The sequence below is a fragment of the Marinobacterium sp. YM272 genome, from assembly GCF_050908845.1.
Lineage (GTDB): Bacteria > Pseudomonadota > Gammaproteobacteria > Pseudomonadales > Balneatricaceae > Marinobacterium_D.
On the sequence record NZ_CP194171.1, the window covers coordinates 3,896,215 to 3,909,359 of the forward strand.

The 13,145-nt window shown below is 57.7% G+C and carries 10 protein-coding genes; 3 read left to right on the top strand and 7 right to left on the bottom strand.

Features of this window, described 5'->3' with window-relative positions; genetic code table 11:
* Positions 1–35 precede the first annotated feature (35 nt).
* Positions 36–1,388, bottom strand: a complete 1,353-nt coding sequence (locus ACQUQP_RS17350; RefSeq protein WP_432696293.1) for a sigma-54-dependent transcriptional regulator — start codon at positions 1,386–1,388, stop codon at positions 36–38.
* A complete protein-coding gene (locus ACQUQP_RS17355) occupies positions 1,378–3,003 on the bottom strand; it encodes a two-component system sensor histidine kinase NtrB (RefSeq protein ID WP_432696294.1) in 1,626 nt (541 codons plus the stop codon). The genes ACQUQP_RS17350 and ACQUQP_RS17355 overlap by 11 nt, the downstream gene beginning before the upstream one ends.
* 130 nt (positions 3,004–3,133) lie before the next feature.
* On the opposite strand from ACQUQP_RS17355, the gene pilB reads away from it, so the two are divergent.
* The 3 genes from pilB (at position 3,134) to ACQUQP_RS17370 (ending at position 7,082) form a co-directional block, all read left to right on the top strand.
* Entirely contained in the window at positions 3,134–4,846 is a 1,713-nt protein-coding gene (gene pilB / locus ACQUQP_RS17360) for a type IV-A pilus assembly ATPase PilB (RefSeq protein ID WP_432696295.1), read from the top strand.
* A gap of 36 nt (positions 4,847–4,882) precedes the next feature.
* Positions 4,883–6,112: a type II secretion system F family protein gene (locus ACQUQP_RS17365; protein WP_432696296.1), complete on the top strand. Its 1,230-nt coding sequence runs from the start codon at positions 4,883–4,885 to the stop codon at positions 6,110–6,112.
* Positions 6,113–6,200: 88 nt separating this feature from the next.
* The gene (locus ACQUQP_RS17370) at positions 6,201–7,082 is read left to right on the top strand and encodes a prepilin peptidase (protein WP_432696297.1); all 882 of its coding nucleotides are present in this window, start codon (positions 6,201–6,203) and stop codon (positions 7,080–7,082) included.
* A 151-nt stretch (positions 7,083–7,233) separates the two neighbouring features.
* Here ACQUQP_RS17370 and ACQUQP_RS17375 read toward each other — a convergent pair whose 3' ends face one another.
* The 5 genes from ACQUQP_RS17375 to secA form a co-directional block, all read right to left on the bottom strand.
* The gene (locus ACQUQP_RS17375; RefSeq protein WP_432696298.1) at positions 7,234–7,446 is read right to left on the bottom strand and encodes a DNA gyrase inhibitor YacG; all 213 of its coding nucleotides are present in this window, start codon (positions 7,444–7,446) and stop codon (positions 7,234–7,236) included.
* Positions 7,443–8,057, bottom strand: a complete 615-nt coding sequence (gene coaE / locus ACQUQP_RS17380; protein ID WP_432696299.1) for a dephospho-CoA kinase — start codon at positions 8,055–8,057, stop codon at positions 7,443–7,445. Before coaE ends, ACQUQP_RS17375 begins: the two co-directional genes overlap by 4 nt.
* Positions 8,054–9,007 (bottom strand): Nudix family hydrolase, encoded by a 954-nt coding sequence (locus ACQUQP_RS17385; protein WP_432696300.1) that lies wholly within the window; start codon positions 9,005–9,007, stop codon positions 8,054–8,056. The genes coaE and ACQUQP_RS17385 overlap by 4 nt, the downstream gene beginning before the upstream one ends.
* 6 nt (positions 9,008–9,013) lie before the next feature.
* Entirely contained in the window at positions 9,014–10,231 is a 1,218-nt protein-coding gene (gene argJ, locus ACQUQP_RS17390) for a bifunctional glutamate N-acetyltransferase/amino-acid acetyltransferase ArgJ (RefSeq protein WP_432696301.1), read from the bottom strand.
* A 103-nt stretch (positions 10,232–10,334) separates the two neighbouring features.
* Positions 10,335–13,103 carry a preprotein translocase subunit SecA gene (gene secA / locus ACQUQP_RS17395; RefSeq protein WP_432696302.1) on the bottom strand — a complete coding sequence of 923 codons (2,769 nt, stop codon included), beginning with the start codon at positions 13,101–13,103 and terminating at the stop codon, positions 10,335–10,337.
* Positions 13,104–13,145 lie beyond the last annotated feature (42 nt).

Sequence of the window (13,145 nt, forward strand, 5' to 3'; positions counted from 1 at the left end):
ACAATCTGTCACCCCCAGTGTCAGATTTTGACAAACTAGTGTTTAAACTCTTGATCCACGTCCTGATCCAGCCCGTACTTCTGAATTCTGTAGCGCAGCTGTCGCAGGGTCAGGCCCAGCTGACGCGCCGCCGCGGAGCGGTTCCAGCGGAACTGCTCCAGCACTGCAACCAGCTGTTCGCATTCATCATTTTCCGACAGCGGCACCGAATGCCCCGCCGTTGATGGCCTATCCAACAGAGCCAGATCCTCAGCGCTAATTCGCCCATCCTCACAGAGAGCCAGGGCTCGCTCCAGAATATTTTCCAGTTCACGAACGTTACCGGGGAAGGCGTAGCCACAGAGTGCGCCGACGGCCTCTTCGGTCAGCTGGGCCGAGCAGCTTATACCACCCTCGCGGTTTCTGTTGACGATACGCTGCAGCAGGGCGTTTCCAAGCACTGGGATATCCTGCCGCCGCTCCCTTAGCGGCGGGACCTGAAGCTCAATAACGTTGACGCGGTAATAAAGGTCCTGGCGGAAGTTACCTAGGCTGACCTCTTCATGCAGCTGCTTATGACTGGCACTGAGAATACGTACATCCACCGCCTGCTCGTGTTCCGCCCCCACTGGGCGAATTTTACGCTCCTGGATGGCCCGCAATAGCTTGACCTGCATCGACATCGGCATGTCACCGATCTCATCGAGAAATAGGGTGCCGCCCTCTGCCGCCTGGAAAAAACCCTCACGCTGACCGGCAGCGCCGGTAAAGCTCCCCTTCAGGTGACCAAAGAACTCCGATTCGATCAGATCTTCGGGGATAGCGCCGCAGTTGACCGCCACAAAAGGTCCCGCGCCGCGATGACTGCGGGCATGGATCTGGCGGGCAATAATCTCCTTGCCGGTGCCTGACTCACCAAAGATACACACTGGCGCCTGGGTTCGGGCCAACTTGTCGATACGTGACTTCAGCGCCAGCATAGGCGCTGAATCACCCACCAGATCATCACTGCCGATCGGCGATGCGGCGTTAACCAGCGCCTGGTTTACCAGCGCCCTCAGCTGGTCAATCTCCAGCGGCTTGGAGACACAATCGAACGCCCCCTTGCGCAGCGCCTCTACCGCCAGTTCCATATCACCATAGGCTGTGATAATCGCCACCGGCAGGGCCGGATGCTTTTTCTGGATCTGTTCGACAAGCTCCATACCCCGGCCATCGGGCAGGCGCATATCGGTCAGACAGAGATCAAACGGCTGCTCGGCTAGAAGCTCCCGCGCTTCCCGTAGCGTTGCAGCGGCACGGCACTCGGCCCCCATCCGCTCCAGAGTAATCTCCAGCAGCTGACGAATATCGGCCTCGTCATCAACAACCAGCACACGTGGCTGCTCAGCTGTCCGTTCAACTTGCACTTGCTGTTTCCTTTACATCATTGACTGCAGTTACCGGCCTTTCCATCGGGAAGCTGACCTGGAAGCAACCGCCCTTTCGATTACCGGCACTATAACGCATTCCTTCACAGTACCGCAGTTCACAGTAGTTTGCTTCGCACAGTTCACGGGCGATATACAGCCCCAAGCCCGTACCCTCGTGCCTTGTGGAGTAGAAGGGTTCATAGATCATCGCCTGGATATCCCTGGGCACACCCGGCCCGTTATCCCAGATTTCGATACAGGGTGTGGCATTGGGCTCGGCCCGGTAAAGCGTCAACCGGATAATCGCCTCCCCCTGCTCTGGCGCGCCATGGCGGAGCGCATTGTCGAGCAACAGCGTCAGCAGCTGCCGCAGGTGATCGGGATCGGCACGCACCTGAACCGGCACACCATCCTCTTCGATGCTGACGCGCAGCGAACGGTACAGATCAGGCCAGCTGAGGCGCCACTCTTCCTGCAGCCCCTGCAACCAGGCCGAAAGATCTATATCCTCCCAGCGCGGCACCTTTCGACGAGACAGGGTAAGCACATCCTGAATCAGGCGGTTAAGACGCCGTACCTGGTTGAGCAGAATCGAAATCAACGGCTGCTCCTTATCCGACATTGCCGGCGACTCTGCCAGCAGCTGGGACGCATGGCTGATCGCCCCCAGCGGATTACGGATCTCATGGGCAAGACTGGCGGTCAGTCTGCCAAGCGCTGCCAGTTTCTCACGCTGCAGGCGGGAGTCCTGCTGCTCCGTGTTTTCCAGCATCATCAACGCCCGCTGATTGCGTCCCGGCCCGGTGGCTGTCAACTGGATACGCAGCGGCAGTATTTTTTCAGCGTTGAGGGGCTGCCCCAACCGCCAATTGCGTAATAGCTCCGCTAACGGACCGGAGAGTTCAACCAAGGGGCGGTGCAGCGCGTTTTCAGGCCGGATACCAAACAGCTCCGCCGCTGCCGGATTGATCATGCGGACCACATCCTGCTTATCGACAACCAGCACCCCCTCCTCCATACGCTGAACGATAAGTGCGTTGAGCTGGGTCAGGCTTTGCAGGTCGAGCTCACGCTCCCCCATCAGGGCACGGGACTCTTCAACCGACCGGCCAACGACACCGCTGACCAGGGCTATGGTGAGGTGTGCAAGCGCCAGTACGCCGATATCTGCGACGGAAATACTGTGACCAAGAAACCTCTGCGCTGACAACGACGCTGCAACAATCCCGACAATGGCAAGTACTGCATAGAGTTGTGTCCAGCGCCCCGGCTGCCAGAAACCGGCAAAAATCACCGGCAGCAAAGTCAGCGTGGCGAATATTCCCGGGCTGTTACCGCTGGAATAATCCAGTAAAGACAGCACGGTGATATCGACCAGCATCTGAAACACGAACTGCACCTGTCTCGACGCTTCTTTGCGCAGAAGACCAAAGCTGAAACCGATAGACAGCACCAGGTAGATCAGCGCCGTGATACCAAAGATGCTGGAGTCGTGATTGATAAAGGGAAGGCTGGCGACAGGAATCAGCAGCAGGGTGACCAGGGATCCGCCAAGCACCATCCGGTAAAAGTTGAACAGCCGTAGCGCCCGCCGATCCGACGTTGCCCCCATCAGAAAAAGACCCTGGTCAAGTTATGTCTAATCATATTTGCCACTACCCATTTGCCAGTATCCGGAGGCTACTATAGAGTATCCTTAACACCGTTTCTTTGGTCTGATTTGCAAAAGTAAGGTAAGGCAGTTGTCAAACGGATTTCAACCACTTAGCGGTCTCGCTAAGCGCCTCGTCAACGATGGCGCATTCTCCGCCGAAGTCGCCATGGAAGCGCTGACTCAGTCCCGCAATGCCAATCAGAGCTTTGTCAGCTACATCATATCCCAGCGTCTGGTCAGCTCCCACCGTGCCGCCTGCGCCGCGTCGGAAGAGTTCGGCCTGCCGCTGCTTGACCTGGATGCCTTCGCCGGTGATGCGATTCCCCAGGGGCTGATTGCCGAAAATCTGATCCAGAGCCACCGCGCCCTGCCGCTGATGCAGCGGGAAAACCGGCTGTTCGTCGCGATTGCGGATCCGACCAACATCCAGGCGCTGGACGAGATCAAGTTTCACACCGGTATCACCACCGAGGCGGTGATCGTCGAGGAGGACAAGCTCTCCCGCCGCATCGAAACCTTCCTGGATGCCGGCACCGAGGCTCTGGAAGACCTGGACGATGCAGACCTCGATAATATCGACACGGAAGACGACTCCAGAAAAAAGGAGGAGGAGTCCGCCGAGGAAGCCACCTCCGACGCACCTATAGTCCGTTTTATCAACAAGATTCTGCTGGATGCGATCAAGAACGGTGCCTCCGATATCCATTTCGAGCCTTACGAGAAGGCTTACCGGATTCGCTGCCGTATCGACGGTATCCTGCAGGAGGTGAGCAAACCTCCCACAAACCTGGCATCGCGGCTTTCGGCCCGTCTCAAAGTGATGTCCAATATGGATATCGCCGAACGACGCGTTCCCCAGGACGGGCGTATCAAGCTCAAGGTTTCCGCCAAACGCGCCATCGATTTCCGTGTTAACACCCTGCCCACACTCTGGGGCGAAAAGATCGTACTGCGTATTCTGGATCCCACCAGTGCAACCATCGGTGTCGATGCGCTTGGTTTCGAGCCGGATCAGAAAGAGGTCTACCTGAAGACGCTCGAGCGTCCCCAGGGGATGGTATTGGTCACCGGCCCCACCGGTTCCGGTAAGACCGTTACTCTGTATACCGGCCTCAATATTCTCAATACCGAAGAGCGCAATATCTCCACCGCAGAGGACCCGGTGGAAATCAATATGGAAGGCATCAACCAGGTCCATGTGAACGCAAAGGTCGGTCTGACCTTTGCCGAGGCGCTGCGCTCCTTCCTGCGTCAGGACCCGGACGTGGTCATGGTGGGTGAAATCCGAGATCTGGAAACCGCGGAGATCGCCATCAAGGCGGCACAAACCGGTCACATGGTGCTCTCGACCCTGCACACCAACAGCGCCCCCGAAACCCTAACCCGTCTGCGTAACATGGGCGTCCCATCGTTTAACATCGCCACCTCGGTGAGCCTTATCATCGCACAGCGCCTGGCGCGTCGGCTTTGTGAGTCCTGTAAGCAGCCGCATAGTCTGCCGGAAGCTGCTCTCCTGGAGGAAGGTTTCAAACCGGAGGCGTTAGGTGAACTGAAAATCTTCGCAGCCAACCCCGATGGCTGTAACAAGTGCAACCGAGGTTATAAGGGTCGTGTCGGTATCTATGAGATGCTGATGATGACCACGGAAATCGCTGAATGCATCATGGAAAACGGTAACTCGCTGGATATTCTGCGGGTAGCACGAGACCAGGGCTTCAAGACCCTGCGTCAGTCAGGACTGCGCAAGGTTGCCAGCGGACTGACCAGCCTTGAAGAGATGAACCGCGTTATCAAGGTCTGATACCCCGCTGACTGGAACCTATAGGCAGACAAGATTATGGCGACAAGAACCAAAGAAGCAAAACGCGTCACCTTCGCGTGGCAGGGCAAGGACAAAAGCGGCAACGTCAGCAAAGGCAAGATCGATGCTGAGAGTATTGCTGTCGCCAAGACACTGCTGCGCAAACAGGGTATCAACCCGGGCAAGGTGACCAAGGAACGAGCTTCACTGTTCAGCGGCGGACGCAACAAGCCGATCAAGCCTCTGGATATTGCGTTCTTTACCCGCCAGATGGCCACGATGATGAAAGCGGGCGTGCCGATCATCCAGGCACTGGATATCGTGGGCCAGGGTGCCGAGAAGGTGAAGCTTAAGGAGCTGATCTACACGATCCGCGCCGATGTCAGCGGCGGTAACGATTTTTCCACCGCACTGTCCAAACACCCGGATCACTTCGATGACCTGTTTTGCAGCCTGATCCAGGCCGGTGAAGCCTCGGGTCAACTTGAGACCATGCTCGACCGCGTTGCCACCTACAAGGAAAAGATCGAGTCGCTGAAGGCCAAGATCAAGAAAGCGCTGACCTACCCAACAGCGGTTATTATCGTCGCGATCATCGTTACCGCGATCCTTCTGGTCAAAGTGGTTCCGGTCTTTGATGAAGTATTCAGCAGCTTCGGCGCCGCCCTCCCCGCCTTTACGCTCTGGGTTATCGGCTTATCGGAGTTTGCACAACAGTACTGGTTCTTTGCTCTGCTCGGAATTATCGCCGCGATCGTCGCCTTTGTTCAGGCAAAGAAGCGATCACAGAAGTTTGCCGATTTTGTCGACCGTGCGCTGTTAAAGATACCTATCATTGGCGGTATCATTAATGAAGCGATTATCGCCCGTTTCGCCCGCACCCTGGCCACCACCTTTGCCGCCGGCGTCCCCCTTGTGCAGGCGCTGGACTCGACTGCAGGAGCCGCTGGTAACGTGGTTTATCGCAATGCTACGCTGCAGATCCGTAACGGCGTATCCACCGGCCAGTCATTGACCAACGCGATCAATATGACCGGCGTATTCCCGGTGATGATGGTGCAGATGACCTCCATAGGTGAAGAGTCCGGCTCTTTGGACATGATGCTCGACAAGGTTGCTTCCTTCTACGAGGAGGCGGTCGATAATGCGGTAGATAACCTGTCCAGCCTGCTTGAGCCTCTGATCATGTGCATTCTCGGTGTACTCGTCGGTGGCTTGGTTGTAGCCATGTACCTGCCGATCTTCCAGCTCGGTAACGTGGTGTAAGGAACCCCACAGGATCTGAATCCGTATTGTTAAAGGCCTCTTGATCAGAGGCCTTTTATTTTAAGCAAGCGCCTTAAAGAGACCCGTTTTGTCCTCTATTTACACCGTCTACGCCATCCTGGCCGAGCCAAGCGTTCTCTCGCTTGTTGCGGGGCTTATGCTTTCATTGATGGTCGGCAGCTTCCTTAATGTGGTGATCTACCGCCTGCCGGTAATGATGGAAAGAGAATGGGAGGCGATGACAGCCTCTGTCGACACCAGCTCAAGCGATGGAACAGATAGCGAGCCATTCAACCTGGCGGTGCCCGCTTCACGCTGCAGCCACTGTGGGCACTGGATCCGCTGGTACGAGAACATTCCCGTGCTGAGCTACCTGGCTTTGCGAGGAAAATGCAGCGGTTGCGGTGAAAGAATCTCCCTGCGCTACCCGTCCATCGAGCTGGCCACGGGCCTGCTGGGGGCCTTTATCGGCTGGCAATTCGGGTTGGGACTGACCGGTATAGCGATGCTTGCGCTGACCTGGGTTCTGATCGCCCTGACCTTTATCGATATCGACCACCAGCTACTGCCGGACCGGCTCACCCTGCCGCTGATATGGCTGGGCTTGTTGCTGAATACTCAGGGGCTTTTCACCTCGCTTGAGCACGCGGTCATCGGTGCAGCGGCCGGATACCTGGTACTCTGGAGCGTTTACTGGATCTTCAAGCTGCTGACCGGCAAGGAGGGGATGGGCTATGGTGATTTCAAGCTGCTGGCGGCCATTGGTGCCTGGGGCGGTTTTGAGGTTCTGCCGCTGACCATTCTACTCTCGTCCGTGGTTGGCGTGTTGCTGGCTCTCGTACTGATGGCGGCGAAAAGACACAAGGCGGCCAACCCTCTGCCTTTTGGTCCCTACCTGGCGATTGCCGGCTGGATTGCATTGATCTGGGGTGAGCAGATTAATGCCTGGTATCTGGGGATGCTGCTGTAGGATGGCATGCCCTCGTGCCGATTTGGGCTGGCACGGTGATGGTTCAAAACCATGGCGGGTGATCGGGGCGGGGGCGCCCCTCCTACGACGGGAAAGAACCGACAGGAGGCACGAACCCCTGCCGATTGGGTATACAGGGCCGTGGGTCGGTTTAATGCCTAGTCGGCGTAAAGGGCTGCTCTTCCGGATCCAGGCCACTGCTGTAATCATCGATGGAGGGTTCCGCCGCTATCTGGTAGCCCTCGCTGGCCCACTCTCCCAGGTCGATCAGCCGGCAGCGTTTGCTGCAGAAGGGTCTGAAGGTGTTTTCCTGGCTGTAGACGGTTTGCTTGCCACACTGCGGGCATTTGATCTTCATACTCATTCACTCTCTCCGCTTTTCTGCTGCAACCGGCGGTGAAGCGTCTCAACCTGCTCACGCAGATGTTCAAGACTGGTGCTGTTATCCAGCAGGTAATCTGCTGTCGCCTGCCGCGCCTGCCTTGTGGCCTGGGAAGCCAGGATACGCTCGACCTGCTCCCGGGTTACGCCATCGCGGGCCAGCGTGCGCTCTATCTGGGTGGTTTCATCCACATCAACCACGATAACCTCATCCACAAGGCTATCCTGCCCTGACTCGATCAGTAAAGGCGAGACCAGGAGCGCATAGGCCGACTGAAAGCTGGCCAGCTTCTCACGAATTCGCTTATTGATAAGCGGATGAAGCAGGTTTTCGAGCCACTTTCGCTGCTCTGCCTCTTTAAAAACCAGCTCACGGAGCCGCTTACGGTCAAGCCTGCCGTCCTGCTGTATAACCTCGGGACCGAAATGCGCGGCAATATTCTCCAACGCGGGCTCGCCGGGTTCAACAACCTCCCGGGCAACCACATCGGCATCCACCAGAGGCACACCGAGCGCAGAGAACATATCTGCCGCGGCGCTTTTTCCGCTGCCGATGCCACCGGTGAGGCCGACCTTTAACGTTTTACCGCTCACGAGCGCCACCAGTCCGAGATCGATGCTATACCCTGGCCACCCTGTTGCCAGGCCTCGGCGAGATCGACCTCACCGACACCGCCCAGGGCGTAAGCAGGAATCACAGCCTGCTCGGTTAACCCGTAAAAACGGGGCCAGCCCAAGGGCTCGGCATCCGGATGGGAAGCGGTCAGTGCGACCGGTGACAAGGTCACGAAATCCAGTCCCAGCTCTGCGGTGCGATTCAGTTCGGTTTCGTTATGACAGGAGGCGCTCAGCCAGGTACCGGAAAAGCTTGCGCGGCTTTCCAGCTCATTAAGACGCGCCGAACTCAAATGAAGACGGTCGGCGTTTAATTCGTTAGCAAGCTCTACACTAGCGTTAAGAATCAGCGGATAACCGTTTGCGTCGCACCAGGGCTTTAACTGCCGGTAAATCTGCGCCAGCCGGGCTTCATCCAGCGCCGGGTCGCGCAGCATAAACTGGCAAGGCCCTCGTTCAGCTGCAATCGCAATGTTATGTTTCAGAGTGCTCAGTTCGATACTGTCGAGCGCGCCGGTTATCCACAATCGCGGCGGAAGTTGAGCCGCTTTGACGATGGGTCTATTCGCCGCCGGAAAGGTGTAATTGCAGAGTTCGCCGGCACTTACCCACTGCACCGGCTGACCTTCACGACCGTGAGCGGTCCCTGCAAAGCCGGTGACTTTCCAGACATCGAGCAGTACCGATTTATCCGGGTAGTGGTGCGAGATACGGATCAGCGGCCGGGCCTGCTCGACCTGGATACCCAACTCTTCATCGAGCTCACGCGAAAGCGCCATCTGGACCGGCTCGCCAGACTCTACCTTGCCTCCCGGGAACTCCCAGAGACCGCCCTGATGTTTGTCATCGGGGCGTCTGGCTATCAGGATACGCTGCTGTTCATCGACGATCACCGCCGCCGCTACATGTATCAACCTTGAATCCGACATGGCCGATCAGCTGCGGTAGTCCGCATTGATATGCACGTAATCGGTGGAAAGATCTGTGGTCCAGACCGACTCTTTCACGTCTCCCCGGTTGAGAACCACGTGAATCAGGATCTCTTCACCGTTCATCACCGCCTGCCCCTGCTCCTCGGTATAGCTGGCTGCACGGCCGCCCTTTTCGACGATACAGACATCGTTCAGGTAGATTTCGATGGCGTTCAGATCCAGGTTATCCACACCGGCACGACCTACACACGCCAGGATACGCCCCCAGTTGGGGTCCGAGGCATAGAGCGCGGTTTTTACCAGCGGCGAGTGAGCGATGGTATAGGCCACATCCAGCGCTTCCTGGACAGCGGCGGCCTTTTCTACACGCACCTCGACAAACTTGGTTGCGCCTTCGCCATCACGGACGATCGCCTGCGCCAGCTCCAGCATGATCCCGTTCAGCGCAGTGTCGAATTTCTCCGCCAGCTGCGCATCGGCCGCGCTTACGTTAACACCACTACGGCCGGTGGCTACCAGGATGCAGGAGTCGTTGGTGGAGGTATCACCATCTACGGTAATACGGTTGAACGATTTCTCGGTAGCGGCACTGAGCCAGGCCTGCAGCTGGGCCTGATCCACCGCGGCATCCGTGGCCACGTAGCCGAGCATGGTCGCCATGTTGGGCATGATCATACCGGCGCCCTTGGAGATACCGGTCAGGGTCACAGTCTTGCCATCGTGCTCGAACTGTTCGCAGGCGGCCTTGGCACGGGTATCGGTGGTCATGATGCCGTGAGCGGCGTTCAGCCAGTTCTCCTCACGCAGGTCGGCCTTGGCATCGTCCAGGGCAGCGATAATTTTATCAACCGGCAGCGGCTCGCCAATAACACCGGTAGAAAACGGCAGCACCGCCTCCACCGCCACACCGGTGCGCTCAGCCACAGCATTGCAGCAACTCTTGGCATCAAGCATCCCCTGCTCACCGGTACCGGCATTGGCGTTGCCTGTGTTGACAAGCAGGTAACGTGCCGCGGTGCTGGCCAGATGTTTTTTACTCAGCACTACGGGCGCGGCGCTAAACGCGTTCTTGGTGAACACCCCGGCAACCGTCGCGCCCTCGCAGATCTCCATCAAGACGATATCGCGGCGCCCCGGCTTCTTGATGCCGGCGGATGCGACGCCGATGCGAAAGCCATCAATGGATTTAAGTTCTGGCAAGGTATCGGGACCGACAGCCATGGTGTTTCCTCATTCATGGTGGATAAAACGCCGGCACTGGGCCGGCGTAAATGTAGTTGAGTCTAGCGTCTCTTTTCGTAGCGTCTAGCAGCGCCGCGACGTCTTAACCAAGACGGCCGTGGCACTGCTTGTATTTTTTACCGGAGCCACAGGGGCAGGGATCGTTGCGCCCCACCTTGGGATGGTCGCGTACCACCGTCTTCGGCGCCTCAGCGACCGCCTGCTCACCCTCGGCTTCAGCCTGTGTCTGTGCAGCCTGCTGCTCCGCGTCCGCCGCGGTGCGCTGCTCATGCTGGAAGTCCATCTGCTGACGCTCGGCCTGTTCGCGACGCTGCTGTTCCATCGCTTCCACGTCTTCCGGCTGGCGTACTTTCACATGGCTGAGAATACGCACCACGTCGCGCTTGATGTTTTCAAGCAGGGTCTGGAACAGGTTGAACGCCTCACGCTTGTACTCCTGCTTGGGGTTTTTCTGCGCGTAACCACGCAGGTGGATCCCCTGACGCAGCAGGTCCATGGTCTGCAGATGCTCTTTCCACAGGGTATCGAGTACCTGCAGCATCACCTGCTTCTCGAACATGCGCATGGTCTCGGCGCCGACCGCCTCTTCCTTGGCACGGTACTGGCCAAGAATCGCCTCCTGGATACGCTCGCGCAGCGGCTCCTCGTGCAGGTTGGAGTCTTCATCCAGCCACTGCTGTACCGACAGTTTGACAGCGAATTCGGTCTCCAGGGATTTCTCCAGTCCGGCCACATCCCAGGTTTCCGACAGGCTCTGCGGCGGAATAAATTCGCTGATCAGGTTATCGACCACTTCGCTGCGCACCGCATCCACCGTATCGGAGATGTCATCGGTGGCCATAATCTGATTACGCTGATCGTAGATGGCGGAACGCTGGTCATTGGCGACATCATCGTATTCCAGCAGTGTCTTACGGATATCGAAGTTGCGTCCTTCCACCTTGCGCTGGGCTTTTTCGATGGCGTTGCTGACCATCTTGTGCTCGATCGCTTCGCCCTTTTCCATCCCCAGCGCCTGCATGAACTGGCGCACGCGCTCGGAGGCAAAGATACGCATCAGATCATCTTCCAGCGACAGGAAGAAACGGGAGGAGCCCGGGTCACCCTGACGACCGGCACGACCACGCAGCTGGTTGTCGATACGGCGGGATTCGTGACGTTCGGTACCGATGATATGCAGACCACCCGCTTCGATAACGATATCGTGGCGCTTACGCCACTCTTCTGTGGCCTGGGTCACGTCGCTTTCTGTGCTGCCCTCAGCCAGGGCATCGAGCTCCGCTTCCAGCTTGCCGCCCAGCTTGATATCGGTACCACGGCCGGCCATGTTGGTGGCGATGGTGACCGCTCCCGGACGACCCGCTTCAGCGATGATTTCCGCTTCACGGCCGTGGTTCTTCGCATTCAGTACGTTATGCGGCACACCCTGCTTTTTCAGCAGTGCGGAGATCAGTTCGGAGGACTCCACCGATGCGGTACCCACCAGCACCGGGCGGTTTTTCTCGCGGCAGTGTTCGATCTCTTTGACGATCGCCTCGTACTTCTCCTGCATGGTCAGGTAAACGAGGTCGTTGTAGTCGATACGGGCGATGGGACGGTTAGTCGGTATCACCACCACGTCCAGACCATAGATCTGACGCAGCTCGAACGCCTCGGTATCGGCGGTACCGGTCATACCGGAGAGTTTCTCGTACAGGCGGAAGTAGTTCTGGAAGGTGGTGGACGCCAGCGTCTGGCTCTCCTGCTGAATCTGTACACCCTCTTTTGCCTCTACCGCCTGATGCAGGCCCTCAGACCAGCGGCGGCCCGGCATGATACGGCCGGTGTGTTCGTCGACAATCACCACCTGCCCGTTCTGCACGATATAGTCCTTGTCGCGCTGGAACAGGTAGTGGGCGCGCAGCCCTGCGAGTACATGATGCAGCAGGTTCAGGTTCTGCGGTGCGTAGAGGCTCTCGCCCTCCTGTAGCAGGCCCGCCTTGATCAGCAGCTCCTCGACCAGCTGATGCCCCGCCTCGGTCATCTCGACACTGCGGTTCTTCTCATCAACACTAAAGTGCTCTTCGATAACCTGCTCGGTATCCTTGGGGTCGATCTCGCCATGGAACTGCTTGAGCTGGGGGATCAGCTGATTAACCGCCTGGTAGGTCGCCGAGCTGTCTTCCGCCGGTCCGGAGATGATCAGCGGCGTACGTGCTTCATCGATCAGGATGGAGTCCACCTCATCGACCACGGCGTAATTGAAATCACGCTGTACCTTGTCGGCGATACTAAACGCCATGTTATCGCGCAGATAGTCGAAGCCGAATTCGTTGTTGGTACCGTAGGTGATATCGGCGTTATAAGCCGCGCGCTTCTCTTCAGGGCTCTGGCCGTTCTGGATCACACCAACACTCAGACCAAGCGCTTCATACAGCGGGCGCATCCACTCGGCGTCACGGCTGGCCAGGTAATCGTTCACGGTGACAACGTGCACGCCCTTGGCGGGCAGCGCATTCAGATAGACCGCCAGTGTACCCACCAGCGTTTTCCCCTCACCGGTTTTCATCTCGGCGACCTTGCCGTCATTCAGGGACATACCGCCGATCAGCTGCACATCGAAGTGGCGCATACCCATGACGCGCTTGGACATCTCACGCACGTTGGCGAAAGCTTCCGGCAGCAGCTTGTCCAGGTCCTCCCCGTCAGCCAGCCGCTGGCGGAAGCTTTCAGTCAGTGCCTTGAGCTCTTCGTTGGAGAGTTTTTCGTACTCCGGCTCCAGTGCATTGATCTGTTTAACGATCCGTCCCATCCGTTTGAGTTCGCGATCGTTTTTACTTCCGAAAACTTTCTTGAGCATTGATGTCAGCATAATTCGACTTTTAACCGGTTGAATGCAAAGCGGGTCGGGCTC